Origin of the sequence: Mangrovactinospora gilvigrisea (assembly GCF_001879105.1) — a bacterium.
Lineage (GTDB): Bacteria > Actinomycetota > Actinomycetes > Streptomycetales > Streptomycetaceae > Mangrovactinospora > Mangrovactinospora gilvigrisea.
In genome coordinates this window covers 35,419-54,183 of the sequence record NZ_MLCF01000127.1, presented here as the reverse complement: position 1 = coordinate 54,183, position 18,765 = coordinate 35,419, and the positions used below count along the sequence as shown (strand labels likewise).

At 70.5% G+C, this 18,765-nt stretch carries 16 protein-coding genes; 9 read left to right on the top strand and 7 right to left on the bottom strand.

The features are described from left to right. Window positions 1-404 precede the first annotated feature (404 nt). Genes BIV57_RS19725 through BIV57_RS19715 form a run of 3 tightly spaced genes read left to right on the top strand, consistent with a single transcriptional unit; the run spans window position 405 to window position 3,596 of the window. Complete coding sequence (locus tag BIV57_RS19725; protein WP_071658187.1) at window positions 405-1,292, top strand: carbohydrate ABC transporter permease; 888 nt, start codon at window positions 405-407, stop codon at window positions 1,290-1,292. Between the two features lie 16 nt (window positions 1,293-1,308). Next, window positions 1,309-2,223, top strand: a complete 915-nt coding sequence (locus BIV57_RS19720; protein ID WP_079170510.1) for a carbohydrate ABC transporter permease — start codon at window positions 1,309-1,311, stop codon at window positions 2,221-2,223. Further along, complete coding sequence (locus BIV57_RS19715; RefSeq protein WP_071658186.1) at window positions 2,223-3,596, top strand: type 2 periplasmic-binding domain-containing protein; 1,374 nt, start codon at window positions 2,223-2,225, stop codon at window positions 3,594-3,596. Before BIV57_RS19720 ends, BIV57_RS19715 begins: the two co-directional genes overlap by 1 nt. A gap of 4 nt (window positions 3,597-3,600) precedes the next feature. Here the strand turns inward: BIV57_RS19715 and BIV57_RS19710 are convergent, their stop codons facing one another. From BIV57_RS19710 to BIV57_RS19695, 4 genes are all read right to left on the bottom strand, one after another. Beyond that, on the bottom strand, window positions 3,601-4,635 hold the full coding sequence (locus tag BIV57_RS19710) for a TerC family protein (protein ID WP_071658185.1): 1,035 nt from the start codon (window positions 4,633-4,635) through the stop codon (window positions 3,601-3,603). Between the two features lie 197 nt (window positions 4,636-4,832). Then, window positions 4,833-5,411, bottom strand: a complete 579-nt coding sequence (locus tag BIV57_RS19705; protein WP_071658184.1) for a TerD family protein — start codon at window positions 5,409-5,411, stop codon at window positions 4,833-4,835. Between the two features lie 118 nt (window positions 5,412-5,529). Next, complete coding sequence (gene uvrB, locus BIV57_RS19700) at window positions 5,530-7,632, bottom strand: excinuclease ABC subunit UvrB (protein ID WP_071658183.1); 2,103 nt, start codon at window positions 7,630-7,632, stop codon at window positions 5,530-5,532. A gap of 40 nt (window positions 7,633-7,672) precedes the next feature. Next, complete coding sequence (locus BIV57_RS19695) at window positions 7,673-8,128, bottom strand: hypothetical protein (RefSeq protein ID WP_139275731.1); 456 nt, start codon at window positions 8,126-8,128, stop codon at window positions 7,673-7,675. Window positions 8,129-8,383: 255 nt separating this feature from the next. On the opposite strand from BIV57_RS19695, the gene BIV57_RS19690 reads away from it, so the two are divergent. The 5 genes from BIV57_RS19690 to BIV57_RS19670 all read left to right on the top strand — a co-directional run bounded on the left by BIV57_RS19690 (window position 8,384) and on the right by BIV57_RS19670 (window position 13,818). Continuing rightward, a complete protein-coding gene (locus BIV57_RS19690) occupies window positions 8,384-8,659 on the top strand; it encodes a hypothetical protein (protein WP_071658181.1) in 276 nt (91 codons plus the stop codon). A gap of 17 nt (window positions 8,660-8,676) precedes the next feature. After that, window positions 8,677-10,500, top strand: coding sequence for a glutamine--fructose-6-phosphate transaminase (isomerizing) (gene glmS, locus BIV57_RS19685; protein WP_071658180.1), 1,824 nt, complete (start codon window positions 8,677-8,679; stop codon window positions 10,498-10,500). A gap of 133 nt (window positions 10,501-10,633) precedes the next feature. Then, on the top strand, window positions 10,634-10,879 hold the full coding sequence (locus tag BIV57_RS19680; protein ID WP_071658179.1) for a hypothetical protein: 246 nt from the start codon (window positions 10,634-10,636) through the stop codon (window positions 10,877-10,879). A gap of 108 nt (window positions 10,880-10,987) precedes the next feature. Next, complete coding sequence (locus BIV57_RS19675; protein WP_079170509.1) at window positions 10,988-12,616, top strand: BCCT family transporter; 1,629 nt, start codon at window positions 10,988-10,990, stop codon at window positions 12,614-12,616. Window positions 12,617-12,741: 125 nt separating this feature from the next. Next, window positions 12,742-13,818: a TRM11 family SAM-dependent methyltransferase gene (locus tag BIV57_RS19670; RefSeq protein WP_071658178.1), complete on the top strand. Its 1,077-nt coding sequence runs from the start codon at window positions 12,742-12,744 to the stop codon at window positions 13,816-13,818. A 94-nt stretch (window positions 13,819-13,912) separates the two neighbouring features. Here BIV57_RS19670 and BIV57_RS19665 read toward each other — a convergent pair whose 3' ends face one another. The 3 genes from BIV57_RS19665 to BIV57_RS19655 all read right to left on the bottom strand — a co-directional run bounded on the left by BIV57_RS19665 (window position 13,913) and on the right by BIV57_RS19655 (window position 17,611). Further along, window positions 13,913-15,187: an aspartate aminotransferase type Ic gene (locus tag BIV57_RS19665; protein WP_245797816.1), complete on the bottom strand. Its 1,275-nt coding sequence runs from the start codon at window positions 15,185-15,187 to the stop codon at window positions 13,913-13,915. A 149-nt stretch (window positions 15,188-15,336) separates the two neighbouring features. Then, the gene (gene coaE, locus BIV57_RS19660) at window positions 15,337-15,939 is read right to left on the bottom strand and encodes a dephospho-CoA kinase (RefSeq protein WP_071658176.1); all 603 of its coding nucleotides are present in this window, start codon (window positions 15,937-15,939) and stop codon (window positions 15,337-15,339) included. 28 nt (window positions 15,940-15,967) lie between these two features. After that, on the bottom strand, window positions 15,968-17,611 hold the full coding sequence (locus BIV57_RS19655) for a flavin monoamine oxidase family protein (protein ID WP_071658175.1): 1,644 nt from the start codon (window positions 17,609-17,611) through the stop codon (window positions 15,968-15,970). A 128-nt stretch (window positions 17,612-17,739) separates the two neighbouring features. On the opposite strand from BIV57_RS19655, the gene BIV57_RS19650 reads away from it, so the two are divergent. Further along, complete coding sequence (locus BIV57_RS19650; RefSeq protein WP_071658174.1) at window positions 17,740-18,702, top strand: D-2-hydroxyacid dehydrogenase family protein; 963 nt, start codon at window positions 17,740-17,742, stop codon at window positions 18,700-18,702. Window positions 18,703-18,765 lie beyond the last annotated feature (63 nt).

The window sequence follows — 18,765 nt, the reverse complement described above, 5'->3', positions numbered from 1 at the left end:
CGCACACCCAGGCGCTCCCCCAACTCGACGGCCGCAACGGCTACATAGTGCGACATGTGGAGGCGCGGCGGCCGGATGCGGCCGATCTTCCTCGATCCCTTCGAACGCAGGGGCCGCAAGCGGATTGACCTCCGCAGACTTCCGCGGCGGGGGCCTGCAACCCCGGGTACCGGCCCGGGAGATTGACGATCTGTTATGGCACGACATCTTGACGTGCTGCCGCCCCAACCCCACACTTCCGGAAACGGTGCTCGGGAGACGCCCCATCTGCGGGGGGTCTGGACAACGTTGTCCGACACCGCTGCCACGGCATTGCAGCCATCTGGGAGGGATTGCTGAAAATGGCCGACACCCTGCAGGCGCAGGCGCCGAGCGCCGGAAGGAGGCGGGAGCCACGCAAGCCCATGTCGCCGCGTGAGAAGCAGAACATGCGGCGGGGCCTGCTGTTCCTGACCCCCTGGGCGATCGGGTTCCTCGTCTTTATCGCGTACCCGCTCGTGTATTCGATCATCATCAGCTTCACCAGCTACACCGGGATGAACCACGCCAAGTTCATCGGCTGGGACAACTACAAGAGCCTGTTCACCGACCCGCTGGTCGGCCAGTCCATCGGGAACACGCTCTTCTACGCCGTGCTCGCCGTGCCCATCGGGCTCGTCGTCTCGGTGCTGCTGGCCCTGGCGATGAACCGCAATGTCAAGGAAGTCGCCTGGTACCGGACGGCGCTCTATGTGCCCTCGCTGGTCCCGGTCTTCGCGATGTCCTTCATCTTCGTCGTGCTGGTCAACCCCCAGTACGGCATCGTCAACAAGGTCATCGAGGCGTTCGGCGGCGGCAACGTCAACTACCTGGCCGAGCCGACCTCCGCCAAGGTCGTCATCGTGGTGATGGCTCAACTGGGCGCAGGCAACGCCGCTCTGATCTTCCTCGCCGGCCTCAACAACATCCCGCAGACGCTCTACGAGGCCGCGCGGATCGACGGCGCCAACCCCTGGCAGTCCTTCACCAAGATCACGCTGCCGCTGCTCACCCCCGCGATCCTCTTCAACCTGATCACCGGGATCAGCGGTGGCCTACAGGTCTTCACCCAGGCGTACATCATGACCGGCGGCGGCCCGGACAACGGAACGCTCTTCTACATGTACTACCTGTACAAGAACGCGTTCAGCTACGCCCAGCTGGGCTTCGCCTCGGCGATGGCGGTGGCGCTCTTCCTCTTCGGGATGCTGCTGGCGCTGCTGGTCTTCTGGGTGACCCGCCGCTTCGTCAACTACGACGCTTCCGCAGCGTGAGAGGAGGGAACGAGTCATGGCTACCCTGACCGAGCAGCCCGGCGGTCCGTCGCCGAGCCCGATCGACCCCGCCGCAGCGCGCGAAAACGCTCAGCGGGTCCTCCGCAGGAAGAAGATCACCGCGGGCATCGGGAAGAGAATCTTCCTGGTGGTGATCTCGGTGATCTTCCTGATCCCCCTGCTGTGGATGCTCTCCACCGCGCTGAAGTCGACCGGCGACCTGTCGAAGGTGCCGCCGCCGATCATCCCGCAGCACTGGGCCTGGAGTAACTTCAAGGAAGTCTTCAAACAGCTGCCCTTCGGCACCTTCTATCTGAACTCCTTCTGGATCACCCTGCTGACGACGATCGGCTCGGTGGCCTCGAACTTCATCGTGGCGTACGGGTTCTCCTGCATCGAGTGGCGCGGCCGGGACAAGGTCTTCTACCTCGTCCTGGGCACCCTCTTCCTGCCCTTCCCGATCACGCTGATCCCGATGTTCGACATGTTCGCCCGGCTGCACTGGATCAACACCTATCTCCCGCTGGTGGTCCCGGCGTTCCTGGGCAGCGCGTTCTTCACGTTCCTGCTGAGGCAGTTCCTGCTGCAGATCCCCCGGGATAACCTGGACGCCGCCCGCATCGACGGCGCCAGCGAGTGGCGAATCCTCTGGCAGATCGTGGCACCGATGGCCCGGCCCGCCCTCGGCGCCGTGGCGATCTTCTCGGCGGTGGGCGCCTGGAACGACTTCCTCGGCCCCCTGATCTACCTCCAGGACAACGCGCACATGACGCTGTCCATCGGCATCCAGTCGTTCCAGCAGGCCAACGGCAATGTGCCCTACAACCTGCTGATGGCCGGCTCGCTGATGATCATTCTGCCGCTGGTGATCCTGTTCTTCATCTTCCAGCGGTACTTCATCCGCGGCATCACCATGGGGAGCTTCAAGTGATGAGACGTGGCAGGAAGCTGGCCGTCGGGGTCGCCGCGGGGGCACTCGTCCTGACGGCCGCCGGCTGCGGAACCCAGTCGACGGGGGGCAAGACAAAGATCGTCGTCTGGACGCAGCAGGCCGACCCGGTGGGGATGGCGGCCCAGCAGAAGGTCATCAACTGGATCGAAAAGCAGATGCCCAACGTCACCATCGAGTTGGACCGCAAGCCGGGCGTCGCGGCGGGCGACAACACCCAGTTGATCACTGCAGTGCGCGGCAACGTTGCCCCTGACCTGATGCTCACCGACCGGTTCGGCGTCATCCAGCAGGCCGCGCTGGGCATGCTGAAGTCGCTCACGCCGTACATCAAGAAGGACGAGGCCGCCGGCAAGGGCAACGTCACCAAGAAGTACCTGCCGTTCGCCGTCGGCGAGGGCGCCTGGAAGGGCCAGAACTACGCCCTCCCTTACGACACCGACGACCGCGCCCTGGTCTACAACAAAGAGGTCCTGCAGAAGGCCGGCGTCGACATCTCGAAGCTGGACCCGAAGAACGGCCCGATCACCATCTCCGAGTTGCAGGCGATGGCGGCCAAGGTCGACAAGAAGGACAGCCACGGCAACTACACCCAGGTGGGCATCGTGCCCTGGTGGGGCCAGGGTGAGCCGGCCACCTGGATGATGGGCTTCGGCGCGAAGTTCTTCGACAACAAGACCTGCCGGGTCACCGCGACCGAGCCGGCGGCGGTGAAGGCCTACACGCTGCTCGACAACTGGGTCAGCAAGCTCAACTACACCAAGCTGCAGGCGTTCCTGGCCGCCTACGCGCCGCCGAACGCGCCGCCGACGATCAGCCCGATCTACCAGAACCGGTTCGGCTTCGAGATCACCGGTAACTGGGACATGGCGAACTTCAAGAACTACGCCCCGAAGATGAAGTACGGCGTCACCTACCTCCCGGTGGAGAAGAAGGGGCAGCCGCCCTCCACCTGGGCCGGCGGCTTCGCGCTGACGATGCCCAAGGGCACCAAGGGCAACCACGGCCAGCTGGCCTGGGAGGTCATGAAGCTGTACGACAGCGCGTACGGCCAGAAGGTGTTCATGACGGCCACCTCTCACCTGCCCACCTACACGGCCCTGCTGAAGGACCCGCAGGTGATCAAGGGTCAGGAGTTCTTCGCCAAGCAGCTCTCCTTCGCCCGCAGCCGCGTGCCGCTGCCCATCGGTGCGTTCCTCTGGAACGACCAGGAGACCGAGCAGGACGCGGTGCTCCTCGGGAAGCACACCCCGATGCAGGCGGCCGAGACCATCCAGAAACAGACGGACTCGATGCTCAAGATGTACTGCCCGTTCAAGGCGGTCTTCGCCAAACCAGCGGGTGCCGTGAACTAGACTTTCACTCCCCCAGGCGGCGGTCCTCGGCTCCGGTGACGGAGCCGTCGGCCGCCGCTTCGGCGTTCTCACCCGATTCCAGCGCCTCGGCCCTGGTGTCCTTGCGGGTCTTGGCGAGGCTGGCCACCGTCGTGACGGCCAGCACCCCGACGATCACGCCCAACGACACCGGGATGGAGATCGACGGGACGTGGACGCCCACGCCGTGGAACGCCTCCAGGAAGAGCTTGACGCCGATGAATCCGAGGATCACCGAGAGCCCGTACGACAGGTACACCAGCTTCTTCAGCAGCCCGCCGATCAGGAAGTACAGCTGACGCAGGCCCATCAGGGCGAACGCGTTGGCGGTGAAGACGATGTACGGCTCCTTGGTGAGGCCGAAGATCGCGGGGATGGAGTCCAGCGCGAACAGCACGTCCGTCGTGCCGATCGCGATCATCACGATGAGCATCGGGGTGACGGCGCGGCGGCCCGCCTCGCGGACCGTCAGCTTGGTGCCGTGGTACTCCTTCGTGGTGGGCAGCACCTTCTCCACCCACCGCAGGACGGCGTTCTCCTTGAAGTCCTCCTCGTCCTCGTCGGACATCGCCTCGCGGATCAGCTTGTAGGCGGTCCAGATGAGGAACGCGCCGAAGAGGAAGAAGACCCAGGCGAAGGCGGAGATGACGGCCGCGCCGGCCGCGATGAACGCGGCACGCAGCACCAGCGCGATGAGGACACCCACCAGCAGCACCCGCTGCTGGTAGATCGCCGGCACCGCGAACTTCGACATGATCAGGACGAAGACGAAGAGGTTGTCGACACTCAGCGACTTCTCGGTGATGAAGCCGGCGAAGAACTGCCCGGCAGGGGCGCCGCCGGCGAAGATCAGCAGCCCGACGCCGAAGAGGCAGGCGAGCGCGATCCATACCGCGGTCCAGATGCCGGCCTCCTTGACGGAGACCTCGTGGGGCTTTCGGCCGCCGATCAGGAAGTCGATCCCGATCAGGGCCATCAGGACGACGACGGTGATGATCCAGGTACTGGCATGGACGTCCACGTGCGGCTGCTCCTCGGGGCAGTCGGAGGGATGAGCGCGGGGGTTGTACCCCGTCCATACCAAGAGAGAGTAATTGCTTTACCAAGGGATGGTAAAACGCCGGGACCATGGTCCCGGTCACAGAACCCCGACTCGACCCCGAGGGACGTCCCCTAGAGGAACCAGACGAACCCGACGAACCAGACCGGCCGGCGGGACTAGAGGAACTTGGCGATCACCGGCATCAGGTCCTGGAAGGTCTGGCCGTCCGCCGGCTCGCCGATGGCCGCCATCGACCAGCCGTCGCCCACCCGGCTTACCTTCGCCATGATCTGCGCGGTGTGCCGACCGCCGCCGCCCAGGGTGTAGCGGGCCAGCTCCTCGTCGTTGGTCTCGTCGACCAGGCGGCAGTGCGCGTCCTGCACCTCGGCGAACGTCTGGCCGGTGAAGGAGTTGACCGTGAAGACGATCTGCGTGACGTTCGCCGGGACGTTGGCGAGGTCGACCAGGATCGACTCGTCGTCCTGCTCGCCTCCGGCGCCGCCCACCAGGTTGTCGCCGGTGTGCCGGATCGAGCCGTCGTCGCTCGTCAGATGCTGGAAGAAGACGACGTCCACCGGCTCGCGGTCGGCGAAGAGCACCGCCGAGGCGTCCAGGTCGATCTGACGGGTGCGGGTGCCGAAGAGGCCGCGCTTGGGCGCCGCCTTCCAGCCCAGGCCCATCCGCACCACGGTGAGCGAGCCGCCGCCCTGCTTCTGCAAGCTGACGGCCTGGCCCTTCTGCAGGTTCACCGACACCGAACTGTCCTCCCGTTGTCGTGGTTCGAGCGGCCCCAACCCTATGCAAAGCGGAGCGCCGTGTCAGGCCGCGCCCGGATCGCCGCCAGGGCGTGACCGGCGCGCGACCCGGCCGCGGTCAGGAGAGCCCGGCCTCACGCATCCCGCGCAGCTCCTTCTTCAACTCGTTGATCTCGTCGCGCATCCGGGCCGCGACCTCGAACTGCAGCTCGGCGGCGGCGCCGTGCATCTGCTGCGTCATCTGTTCGATCAGCTCGGCGAGTTCGGTGGCCGGCATGTCGCCGAAGTCGCCCTTGCGGGCCTGCTGAGCGCGGGCGGACAGCCCGGGCACCGGCGCCTTGCCGCGGGACTGCTGGCGGCCGGCGCCGATCAGCGCATCGGTGTCGGCGTCCTCGCGGGCGATGGAGTCGAGGATGTCGCCGATCTTCTTGCGCAGCGGCTGGGGGTCGATGCCGTGCTCGGTGTTGTAGGCGATCTGCTTCTCGCGGCGCCGGTTGGTCTCGTCGATGGCCTTGGCCATCGCCGGGGTCTCCTTGTCGGCGTACATGTGCACCTGGCCGCTGACGTTGCGGGCCGCGCGGCCGATCGTCTGGATCAGCGAGGTGCCGGAGCGCAGGAAGCCCTCCTTGTCGGCGTCGAGGATGGCGACCAGCGAGACCTCGGGGAGGTCGAGGCCCTCGCGGAGCAGGTTGATGCCCACCAGCACGTCGTACTCGCCGGCCCGCAGCTCGCGCAGCAGCTCCACCCGGCGCAGGGTGTCGATGTCGCTGTGCAGGTAGCGGACGCGGATGCCGAGCTCCAGCAGATAGTCCGTCAGGTCCTCGGACATCTTCTTGGTGAGGGTGGTGACCAGGACCCGCTCGTCCTTCTCGGTGCGGGTGCGGATCTCGTGCACCAGGTCGTCGATCTGGCCCTCGGTGGGCTTGACGACCACCTCGGGGTCGACGAGGCCGGTGGGGCGGATGATCTGCTCGACGGTGCCGTCGGCGCGGGAGAGCTCGTAGGCGCCGGGGGTCGCCGACAGGTACACCGTCTGGTCGATGCGCCCCAGGAACTCCTCCCACTTCAGCGGGCGGTTGTCGAGCGCGGACGGCAGCCGGAAGCCGTGGTCGACGAGGGTGCGCTTGCGGGAGGCGTCGCCCTCGTACATCGCGCCGATCTGCGGCACCGTCTGGTGGGACTCGTCGATGACGAGGAGGAAGTCGTCGGGGAAGTAGTCGAGGAGGGTGTTGGGGGCGGTGCCGGCCTCGCGGCCGTCGATGTGCCGCGAGTAGTTCTCGATGCCGGAGCAGGAGCCGACCTGGCGCATCATCTCGATGTCGTAGGTGGTGCGCATCCGCAGCCGCTGGGCCTCCAGCAGCTTGCCGGCCTTCTCCATCTTGGCGAGCTGGCCCGTCAGCTCCGCCTCGATGCCGTTGATGGCCCGCTCCATCCGCTCGGGGCCGGCGACGTAGTGCGAGGCGGGGAAGACGTACAGCTCCTGGTCGTCGGTGACGACCTCGCCGGTGAGGGGGTGGAGGGTGGAGAGCGCCTCGATCTCGTCGCCGAACATCTCGATGCGGACGGCGAGTTCCTCGTAGACCGGGAAGATCTCGATGGTGTCGCCGCGGACGCGGAAGGTGCCGCGGGTGAAGGCGATGTCGTTGCGCTGGTACTGGATGTCGACGAAGCGGCGGAGCAGCGCGTCGCGGTCGATCTCGTCGCCGACCTTGAGCGGGACCATCCGGTCGACGTACTCCTGCGGGGTGCCCAGGCCGTAGATGCAGGAGACGGAGGCGACCACGACCACGTCGCGGCGGGTGAGCAGCGAGTTGGTGGTGGAGTGGCGGAGCCGCTCGACCTCCTCGTTGATCGAGGAGTCCTTCTCGATGTAGGTGTCCGTCTGCGGGACGTACGCCTCGGGCTGGTAGTAGTCGTAGTACGAGACGAAGTACTCGACGGCGTTGTTCGGCAGCAGCTCCCGGAACTCGTTGGCGAGCTGCGCGGCGAGGGTCTTGTTGGGCGCCATGACGAGGGTGGGCCGCTGCAGCCGCTCGATCATCCACGCCGTGGTCGCCGACTTGCCGGTGCCGGTGGCGCCGAGCAGGACGACGTCCTTCTCGCCGGCGCGCACACGGCGCTCGAGGTCGTCGATCGCTGTCGGCTGGTCGCCGTTGGGCTGGTAGGGGCTGACGACCTCGAAGGGCGCCACCTTGCGCTGGATGTCGGTAGTCGGACGCACGTCATCCACGGTACGGCGCACCACCGACAACCGCGGCCGATCAGCGCGCGGCGGCCGGGTCCGCGGGGGCCGGGAGGTCCGGGAGGTGGGCCGGGACGAAGGTCAGGGACTGGCGGGGGAGGCGGGAGCGGTCCCAGGCGACCGTCCAGCCCTGGCGGCGGGCGAGGGCGTCGACCTGGGCGGGGGCGAGGCCGCGGTAGTGGCGGAGCGGAAGCTCCGCCGCGGGGTGCTTGGCCATCGGGCGGGGCCGGCGGATCCGGCGGCGGGCGTTGCGGCGCGCCTTGCGGGCGTGGCGGCGCTCGGCGTCGCCCGTCCGCCGGGCCAGCAGCGGGGCGGTGAAGGCGGCCCAGGCCTCCGCGGATCCGGTCCACTCGGCCTGCAGCCGGGTCCAGCCCAGGCAGACGCCGCGCACCTTGAAGGCGGCGGCCGGCAGGGAGGGGAACTCGTCCCCCAGACCATCAGGGCCATGATTCCGGGGATGCCGACGAGGTACCACGCCGGGACGTAGAGGAACTGGAGGACCGCCTGGGCCACCAGCCCCGGATGGCTGCGCCGTCGGGCGGCCGGGAGGGTGCGGGGGTCGGTCCGGGGCGCAGCTGACGCGGTCATGACGGCAGATCCTGCCGTCCCGCGGCGCGCGGCGGCAAGCGTCAGCGCTTTCCGTCGGACCCCTGGGGCATTCGCGCGTGATCCTGCCCGGAATCGGGCAGGAGGGTTGGCTTCCGGTGCGGCGGGCGGGCAGGATCCTGGGGTGCTCGAACGCCGGACCCCCCACGAGGAGCTCGTCGACCACCTGGTGCGCACCACCCCGCTGCGGCGCGGGGAGGCGCTGCGGGTGGTGATGGACGTGCTCGCCTACTTCGACGAGTCGGTGGAGGAGTTCGTGCGCCGGCGCCACCGCGAGCTGCAGGCCCGCGGCCTCACCAACCCGGAGATCTTCGCCGTGATCGGCGAGGAGCTGCCGCACCGGGCCGTGGCCGCGCCGGGGCTGAGCGCGCGGCAGCTGCGCCGGATCGTCTACGGCTGACGGAGGTTCATCCAGGTATGTGCGGAATCGTCGGATACATCGGACGGCGCGAGGCGGCGCCGCTGCTGGTGGAGGGGCTGCAGCGGCTGGAGTACCGGGGCTACGACTCGGCCGGCGTGGCGGTGCTCGGCCGCTCGGGCTCGACCCGGACGCTGAAGGCCGTCAAGGCCAAGGGCCGGGTGCGCGAGCTGGAGGAGCGGCTGCCCAAGCGGTTCGCCGGCTCCACCGGCATCGCCCACACCCGCTGGGCCACCCACGGCGCCCCCGGCGACGACAACGCCCACCCCCACCTGAGCGCCGACGGCAAGGTGGCCATCGTCCACAACGGCATCTTCGACAACGCCTCGGAGCTGCGCGCCAAGCTCGCCGCCGAGGGCATCGAGCTGGCCTCGGAGACCGACTCCGAGGTGCTGGCGCACCTGGTCGCCCGGGCCGGCGGCGAGACGCTGGAGGAGCGGGTGCGGGCCGCCCTGTCGATGATCGAGGGCACCTACGGGGTGGCCGTGCTGCACGCCGACTTCCCGGACCGGATCGTGGTGGCCCGCAACGGCTCCCCGGTGGTGCTGGGCATCGGCGAGAAGGAGATGTTCGTCGCCTCGGACGTGGCGGCGCTTGTGCGCCACACCCGCCAGGTCGTCACCCTCGAGGACGGCGAGATGGCCACCCTCACCGCCGACGACTACCGGACTTACACCACCGGCGGCTCCCGCACCAGCGCCGAGCCGACCACCGTGGAGTGGGCGGCGGAGAGCTACGACCTGGGCGGCCACGACACCTATATGCACAAGGAGATCGCCGAGCAGCCGGAGGCGGTCGACCGGGTGCTGCGCGGCCGCATCGACGACCGGTTCGCCACCGTCCACCTGGGCGGCCTCGGGCTGGACGCCCGCGAGGCGCGCGCGGTGCGCCGGGTGAAGATCCTGGGCTGCGGCTCGGCCTACTACAGCGGCCAGATCGGCGCCCAGCTGATCGAGGAGCTGGCCCGGATCCCCGCCGACGCCGAGCCGGCCAGCGAGTTCCGCTACCGCAACCCGGTGGTCGACCCGGACGCCCTCTACATCGCGGTGAGCCAGTCCGGCGAGACCTACGACACCCTCGCCGCGGTGCAGGAGCTGAAGCGCAAGGGCGCCAAGGTGCTCGGCGTCGTCAACGTGGTGGGCAGCGCGATCGCCCGGGAGACGGACGGCGGGATGTACGTCCACGCCGGCCCCGAGGTGTGCGTGGTGTCGACGAAGTGCTTCACCAACACGGCCGTCGCCTTCGCCCTGCTGGCGCTCTACCTGGGCCGGGTGCGCGACCTGTCGGTGGCGGACGGCCGGCGGATCGTCGACGGCCTGCGCCGGCTGCCGGAGCAGATCCAGCAGGTGCTGGACGGCGAGGCGGCGATCGCGGAGGCGGCGCGGGAGTTCGCGTCGGCGCGCAGCGCGATGTTCGTGGGCCGGGTGCGCGGCTACCCGGTGGCGCGGGAGGCGGCGCAGAAGCTCAAGGAGGTCTCGTACGTGCACGCGGAGGCGTACCCGGCCTCGGAGTTGAAGCACGGCCCGCTGGCGCTGATCGAGCCGGAGGTGCCGACGGTGGCGGTCGTCCCGGACGACGAGCTGCTGGAGAAGAACCGGGCGACGCTGGAGGAGATCAAGGCGCGCAAGGGCCGGATCGTCGCGGTGGCGCACCGCGAGCAGGAGCGGGCGGACCGCACCATCGTGGTGCCGAAGAACGAGCCGGAGCTGGACCCGGTGCTGATGGGGGTGCCGCTGCAGCTGCTGGCGTACCACACGGCGCTGGAGCTGGGGCGCGACATCGACAAGCCGCGCAATCTGGCCAAGTCGGTCACCGTCGAGTGAGATCCCGCACGGAGATGCGAACAATTGCGGTGAAGTAACCATGCTCACGCGGGGGTTCTGATCATATTCCCAGGATCGGGGACTAAAGTCCCAGGGGAAGCCCCCTCGCCGAGTCCCCGGGAGGATCCCCGCCGTGAGCACCCTCTCCACCCCGAACTACATCTTCGCCGCCATCGCCGCGGCGACCGCGCTCTCCTGCATCGTCTGGCTGGCCGCCGAGGCGATGCTGGCACCGCGAAGGCAGGGGTGGCGGATGGTGGTGGATGCCGCCGGCGCGCACGACGCGGTGCCGCTGACGCTGGCGGAGCAGCGGGAGTTCGAGGCGCTGGTGCGGCCGCTGGCCCGGCAGTTCCGCAAGCGGCCGGGCCGCGCGTTCTGATGTGACGGACGTGGCGCGCTGACGTCGACGCAGCGGAGGGCGCGGAGGACGCGCCGACAAGGGTTTCATTCCGGACAAGTTCCGCGAATGCCGACATAGTTGCTCCCTGTGAGCAGCGCGACATCCCGCAACGAGCCCGGTCCTAACGCCCCCGGCGAGGAGTCCGGGGCACATCCGCCGGACATCCCCACCGTGGTGATCGGCGCGGCCGCGGTCGCCGCGGTGGTGCTCTGGGCCGTCCTCGGCAAGCACTCCTTCGAGACCGCCACCGCCACCGCGCTCGCCTGGGTGCTGCGCAACTTCGCCTGGCTCTTCGTCATCGCCGCGGACCTGTTCGTGGTCGCCTGCGTGGTGCTGGCCTTCGGCCGGTACGGCCGCGTCCGGCTCGGCGCGGACGACGACCGCCCGGAGTTCGGCAACCTGGCCTGGATCGCCATGATGTTCAGCGCCGGGATGGGCATCGGCCTGCTCTTCTACGGCGTCGGCGAGCCGCTGACGCACTTCTTCACTCCCCCGCCGGCGAGCGGCGCCCGGCCCGGGACGGCGGCCGCGGCGCAGGCCGCGCTGGAGTACTCCTTCTTCCACTGGACGCTGCACCCCTGGGCGATCTACGGCGTCACCGGCCTCGCCCTCGCCTACTCCGCCTACCGCAAAGGCCGCAGCAACCGGCTGAGTTCGGTCTTCGTCCCGCTGCTGGGGGCGCGCCGGGCGGACGGCTGGCCGGGGCGGGTGATCGACCTGCTGGCGGTCTTCGCCACCGTTTTCGGCACCGCCACCAGCCTGGGGCTCGGCGCCCTCCAGGTGGCCCGCGGCCTCGACCTCACCGCCGGGGTCAAGGACAGCCTCACGGTGGAGCTGATCATCATCGCGGTGCTCTCGGCGGCCTTCGTCGGCTCGGCGTTCAGCGGGATCCACCGCGGGGTGAAGTGGCTCTCCACGGGCAACCTGGTGCTGGCGGCGGTGCTGGTGGTCTTCGTCTTCGTGCTCGGCCCGACGGTCTATCTGCTCGACCTCATCCCCTCCGGGGTCGGCGCCTACCTCTTCCATCTCATCCCGATGGCCACCGCGACGGGCGCCTTCGGCGGCGTCGACTGGCTGGGCAGCTGGACGATCTTCTACTGGGCGTGGTGGATGTCCTGGGCGCCGTTCGTGGGCACCTTCATCGCACGGATCTCGCGCGGCCGGACGGTGCGGGAGTTCCTCATCGGGGTGCTGCTGATCCCCTCCGGGGCGTCCGTGCTGTGGTTCTCGGTGCTGGGCGGCAGCGCGCTGCGGCTGCACATGACGGGGAAGGCCGATCTGGCGTCGGCGGCGAAGGAGGGGCCGGAGGCGTCGCTCTTCGGGCTGCTGCACGCGCTGCCGATCTCCACGGTGATGTCCTGGATCGCCATGATCCTGGTGATGGCGTACTTCGTGACCAGCGCGGACTCGGCGTCGCTGGTGATGGGGTCGCTCACCAGCAGGGGGGCCGCGCACCCGAAGAACTGGCTGGTGGTGGGGTGGGGCGTGCTGATGGCCGCGGTCGCGGCCGGGTTGCTGGTGGCGGGCGGACTGGGGTCGCTGCAGTCGGCGACGATTCTGGTGGCGCTGCCGTTCGTGGTGGTGATGCTGGCGCTGTGCGTGGCGCTGGTTGCGGAGTTGCGGCGGGATCCGGCGGTGGCGAGGCGGGCGGCGCTGCATCACGGGTTGGCGGATGCGGTGCGGCGGATGGTCGGGGAGGAGCTTCGGCGGCGCTGAACGCTGCGGCACCCCAGCCGGACGCTGCGCGGCCGCGAGGGGGTTGGACGGTTGCGCGGCCGCGGCGGGCGGCTCCGGTAGGATCCGGGGGATTCCCGATCCCCCGTCAGAGCGAGCGCCCACCCATGCCCGAGAGCACGTCACCGCGCGGCTACGCCGCGCTGATCGCCCCGTCCAGCAATCGCGTCTACACCAAGACCGCGCCCCGGATGGCCGCCGGCGAGCTGGAGCTCTTCGGGCGCGCGCTGCTCGGCGGGCGTCTGTCGGAGATCGGCGAGCACACCATCGGCGGCGTCCCCTACCTGGGGTTCCGGGCCGACGGCGGCACGCTGGACGCGGAGGCGGTGCGGGCGCTGTCCAACCTCTCCTCGCTCTACGCGCTCTTCGAGCTGGTCGGCGAGGGTGACGACACACTGCTGCGGCCCGTCGCGCTGGAGCGGCTGGACACCCTAGACGACGACCTGATCACCATTCAGAAGTACGTCGGCAAGACCAACGAGCAGTTCACCAAGCTGCTGCTGAACGCCACCGCGCTGGCGATGGACGACCCGACCGCGATGCTGCGCCGCCCGCTGCGGGTGCTCGACCCGATGTGCGGCCGCGGCACCACCCTCAACCAGGTGCTGATGTACGGCTGGGACGCGGCCGGGATGGACGTGGACGGCAAGGACTTCGACGCCTACGCCACGTTCCTGCGCACCTGGCTCAAGGACAAGCGGATGAAGCACAAGGCGGGCGTGCAGCCGATCCGCCGCAACAAGGAGCGGCTGGGGCGGCGCTTCGAGGCCGAGTTCGGGCTCAGCAAGGAGCAGTACCGGGCCGGCGAGGTGCGGACGGTGGACGTCGTCCACGCGGACACCCTGCGGGCCGCGGAGTTCTGGCGTCCCGCGGCGTTCGACCTGGTGGTGGCGGACGCGCCGTACGGCGTCCAGCACGGCAGCACGGTGCGGGGCGGCGGGCTGGCCCGCCGTCCGCTGGAGCTGCTGGCCGAGGCGGCGCCGGTGTGGGCCGCGCTGGTGCGGCCCGGCGGCGCGGTGGGGGTCTCCTTCAACACCCACACCGCGAGCGGGGACGCCGTCGCGGAGCTGCTCGCGGAGGCGGGGCTTACGCCGGTGGCCGGCCCGGAGGCGGGGTTCCGCCACCGGGTCGACCAGGCGATCGACCGGGATCTGGTCGTCGCGCGGCGGCCGCGGCGCGGCTGAGGGCGGTGCCGCCGCGGGGGGCGCGGTGCCTGCCCCGCGGCGGGTCCGCGCGGCTCGCTCGCGCGGTTCCCCGCGCCCCTGACGGGGCGCGTCCTCAGACGGCCTTTTCGGCGGCGGCGAGCTGGACGCAGGTGGCGACGCCGTCGACCGCGGCCTCGACGTCCGCCAGGGTGGCGAAGGTCGGGGCGAGGCGGATGGTGCGGTCCTCGGGGTCCTGGCCGTATGGGTGCGTCGCACCGGCCGGGGTGAGGGCGATGCCGGCCTCCTTCGCCAGCGCCACCACCCGCGCCGCGCAGCCCTCGGGGACGCGCAGGCTGATGAAGTAGCCGCCCTTGGGGTTCGTCCACTCCCCCGGGCCCTCGCCGGAGGCGCCCAGGCGCTCGGTGAGGATCCGGTCGACGGCCTCGAACTTCGGCGCGAGCAGTGCGCGGTGGCGCGCCATCAGCGCGCGCAGGCCGTCGCCGTCGCGCAGGAAGATGACGTGCCGCAGCTGGTTGACCTTGTCGGGGCCGATGGTGCTCTTGGCGAGCTTGGACTGCAGCCACTCCACGTTGGCCCGCGAGGAGCCGAAGAACGCGACGCCCGCGCTGGCGAACGTCACCTTCGAGGTGGAGCCGAAGACGAACGCGCGGTCGGCGTGCCCGGCGGCCTCGCACTCGGCGAGGATGTCGGCGATCTCCACCTCCTCCTCGGTGAGGTGGTGGACGGCGTAGGCGTTGTCCCAGAAGATCCGGAAGTCCGGCGCGGCGGTCGGCATCTCGGCGAGGCGGCGCACCGTGGCGTCGCTGTAGACCGCGCCGTCGGGGTTGCTGTACTTCGGCACGCACCAGATGCCCTTGATGCGCGGCTCGGAGGCGGCGAGGCGCTCGACGACGTCCATGTCCGGGCCGTCGGGCGTCATCGGCACCGGGATCATGTCGATCCCGAACCGCTCGCAGATGGAGAAGTGCCGGTCGTAGCCGGGGACCGGGCAGAGGAACGCGATGCCCGTGTCGGCCTGCTCCTCCACCCAGCGGCGCTTGGCGCCGGGGATCTCGGAGAGCAGCGCGTGCACCACGGTGTCGTGCATCACGGTGAGGCTGGAGTTGCCGAGCGCCAGCAGCCGGTCGGCCGGGACCTGGAGGAACGGGGCGAAGAGCGCGCGCAGCTCGGGCAGGCCGGCCGGGCCGCCGTAGTTGCGCAGGTCGGTGCCGGCCGCGTCGGAGAACGTGGCCCTGCCCGGGAAGCCGAGCAGGTCGTTCGAGAGGTCGAGCTGGTCGGCGGCGGGCTTGCCTCGGGTGAGGTCGAGCTTGAGCCCGCGGTCGACGAGGGCGCGGAACGCCGTCTGCGCGGCCGGGAGGTCGGCGGGGGTGGGGGTGCGCGTCGTCACGATGTGTCGTCCATTCGCCATTCGGCATGCGGCATTCGCCTGGGCCGACGGTCGCAGGTGCCGGAATCCCGCCGGTCCGTTCCAACGCTCCCAGACTCTACAAGGAGCGAGGGGGCGGTCGCTGCCGGGTTATGCCCCCGGGCGCATGGTCACGCGGCGGCGGCGCGCTCGCGCAGCTGCTTCCAGAGCCGGTCGACCTGCGCCTCCAGCTCCTCGGGCGTGCCGTTGTTGTCCAGGACGACGTCGGCGGCGGCGAGCCGCTCCTCGCGGGTGGCCTGCGCGGACATCCGCGCCCGGGCCTCCTCGGCGGACATCCCGCGGGACTCGGCGAGGCGGCGCAGCCGCACCTCGTCGGCGGCGTCCACGACCACCACCACCTCGAAGCGGTCGGCGAGGCCGGTCTCGACGAGCAGCGGAATGTCGTTGACGACGACGTCCCCGGGGCCGGCCGCGGCGGCGATCTCGGCGGACCGGGCCCGCACCCGGGGGTGGACGATCGCGTTGAGGGCGGCGCGCCGCGTCTCGTCGGCGAAGACGACGGCGCCCAGCGCGGGCCGGTCCAGGCTGCCGTCGGGGGCGAGGACGGCGGCGCCGAACTCGGCGACGACGGCGGCGAGGCCGTCCGTCCCGGGTGCGACGACCTCGCGCGCCAGGACGTCCGAGTCGATCAGGATCGCGCCGCGGGCGGCGAGCGCTTGCGAGACGGTGCTCTTGCCGGAGCCGATTCCGCCCGTGAGGCCGACGTTCAACATGCGCCTCAGGCTACGGCTCCGGCACTCCTCAGGACGACAGCACCCTCTGGTGGAGCGCGGTGACGGCCTTGCGGGCCGAGCAGATCGCGCCGTGCTGCCAGGCGTCCATGTAGGAGAGGTAGTCGCCGGCGAAGTAGACGCGCCCGGCGGGGCGGTTGAGCGGGGCGTAGACCGCCGCGTCGGGGCCGCCGCCCTGCATCGAGTGCCAGGCGCCCTCCAGGTGCGGGGTGCGCGACCAGGCGATGGAGAAGCCGGCCGCGAACTCGTCGCGGTACTTCGCCCCGTGGATCTTCATGCCCTGGGCCAGCGCCCGCGCCTGCCGCTCGGCCGGGGTCAGCGCCGCATAGGCGTTCGCATGGGCGCCGGTGTTGTAGTAGCCGATCAGCAGCCCGCGTCGGTCGTGGTAGCCGTGCGACGGGTACCAGATGTGGTCGAGGTCCATATCGGTCTCGGTGATGCCGCCGTAGATCCGGTCGGCGCTCTCCCACCAGCGGCTGCGGTACTCCAGCCCGATCTTGCCGGCGTTGGACGGGGTGACGGCCTTCAGCGCCGTCTGGACGTCCGGGCCGAGGTTGTGCGGAATCCGCGCCATCAGGTGCGGCGGCAGTGCGGCGACGGCGAAGTCGGCGGTGAGCGCGCGCTCGCGGCCGCCCGCGGTGTAGGTGACGGTGACGCCCGAGCCGGTGGTCGAGACCGAGGTGACGGCGCAGCCGGTGCGCACCTTGTGCGCGCCGATGGCGCGGACGAACGCCGCCGGTATCCGGTCCATCCCGCCGACGGGCTGGAACATCAGCATGGCCTGGTCGTACTCGAACTCGAAGGTGAAGGTGCGGCCCACCTGCGAGGCGAACACCTCGGAGGCGGTGGGGACGTCGCCCAGCACGGTGCCGGGGGTGCCGGCCGCGCCCGGGTCGGTGCTGTAGCCGCGGCGCGCGGAGCCGGTGTAGGGATACCCGTCGGCCTTCGCCCCGAGGTCGCCGAAGTCCTCCAGGAAGGCCAGCAGCCGCTCCTTGTCGTCGGCCGTCAGCTGCTTGTCGAGGGCGCCCTGGTCGGTGGCCTTGGCGAGCAGCTCGGAGACGTACCCGTAGACGTCCGCCTTGGCGGTGCGGTAGCGCTGCGGGGCCGTCATGCCGGCACCCTCGTTGTAGATGTAGGCGGAGCCGTTGGTGTTGGTGAACACCTCGACGGGGACGCCGAGTTCCCGGCAGTAGTCGAGGGTGACCATCCACTGGGCGAGGCGCGCGGGCCCGGCGTTCATGTACTGGCCGTCGGAGAAGGCCGCGGTCTGGGTGTGGCCGTCCAGGTCGGTGATGCGGGAGCCGCCGCGGATGGTGGTGTTGCGCCCGCCGGCGAAGTCCCGGGCCTCCAGGACGGTGCAGTCGTAGCCGGCCTTGCCGAGTTCGTAGGCGGTGGTGAGGCCGGCGATGCCGCCGCCGAGGACGACGACCTTGGCGGCGGCGCGCCCGGTGAGGGTGAAGTCCGAGCGGGCGGGGGCGGTGAAGCGCGGCGCGGCGGCGGCCCGCGCGGTGGGCGCGAGGCCGAGCGCGCCCATGGTGGCGAAGAGGGCGCCCGCGCCGCCGGTGACGCCGACGGAGCGCAGGAAGCTGCGGCGGCTGCTGCCGGGTGCGGTGGCGCTGTGGGAGTCTGGCGTACGGCGACCGGTATCTGCCATCTGGGGCCCGCCTTAGAGGTGTTGTGGTGTGCGTGGCGGGTGGGGACGATTCCGGAGCGGTGTTACGGTGCGTCCGTTCGAAGATCACGCCGAGGTTTCGGAACGCGGGTTCCCGGGAGGCGACCGGTATGACGGTGCGGGTGGCGGTGCTGGACGACTACCAGAGGGTCGCCGAGGAGGCCGCCGACTGGGGCAGGCTCCCGGAGGGCGTGGAGGTCGAGTTCTACCCGCATCCGCTGGGCACCGCCGACGAGATCGTCAAGGAGCTCGCCGACTACCCGATCGTGGTGGCGATGCGCGAGCGGACCGCGTTCCCCCGGGAGCTGCTGGCCCGGCTGCCGGAGCTGCGGCTGCTGGTCACCACCGGCATGAAGAACGCGGCCATCGATGTGGCGGCGGCCGGCGAGCTGGGCATCACGGTGTGCGGGACGGCGATGGCGCCGACCCCGACCGCGGAGCTGACCTGGGGTCTGATCCTGGGCGTGGCGCGGCACATCCCCGAGGAGGACCGCGCGGTCCGCGAGGGGCGCTGGCAGCACACGGTGGGCGTCGGGCTCTCCGGGAAGACGCTGGGCGTCATCGGGCTGGGGCGGCTGGGCCGGCAAGTGGCGGCGATCGGGCAGGCGTTCGGCATGAACGTGGTGGCCTGGAGCCAGAACCTGACGCCGGCCGCGGCGGCGGAGGCGGGCGTGCAGAAGGCCGCCGACCTGGACGAGCTGCTGCGGATGGCGGACGTGGTCACCATCCACACCCGGCTGAGCGAGCGGACCCGCGGGCTGATCGGGGAGCGCCGGCTGGGGCTGATGCGTCCCACCGCGATCCTCGTCAACACCTCGCGAGCGCCCATCGTGGACATGGAGGCGCTGGGCGACGCGGTGCGCGAGGGCCGGCTCGGCGGCGTCGGCATCGACGTCTACGAGGACGAGCCGCTGGCCGTCGACGACCCGGTCCGCGGCTGGGAGCCGGACCGCACGGTGCTCACCCCGCACCTGGGCTACGTCACCGGCGAGGGCCTGCGGCTCTCCTACGGCGAGGCGGTGGAGGACATCGCCGCCTTCCTGACGGGCGAGCCGGTGCGGGTGCTGAGCTGAACGCTGCGCGGCGCGCGCGGCGCTTCGGTGCGGTGCGGTGCGGTGCTCGGCTGGGGCCGGCGC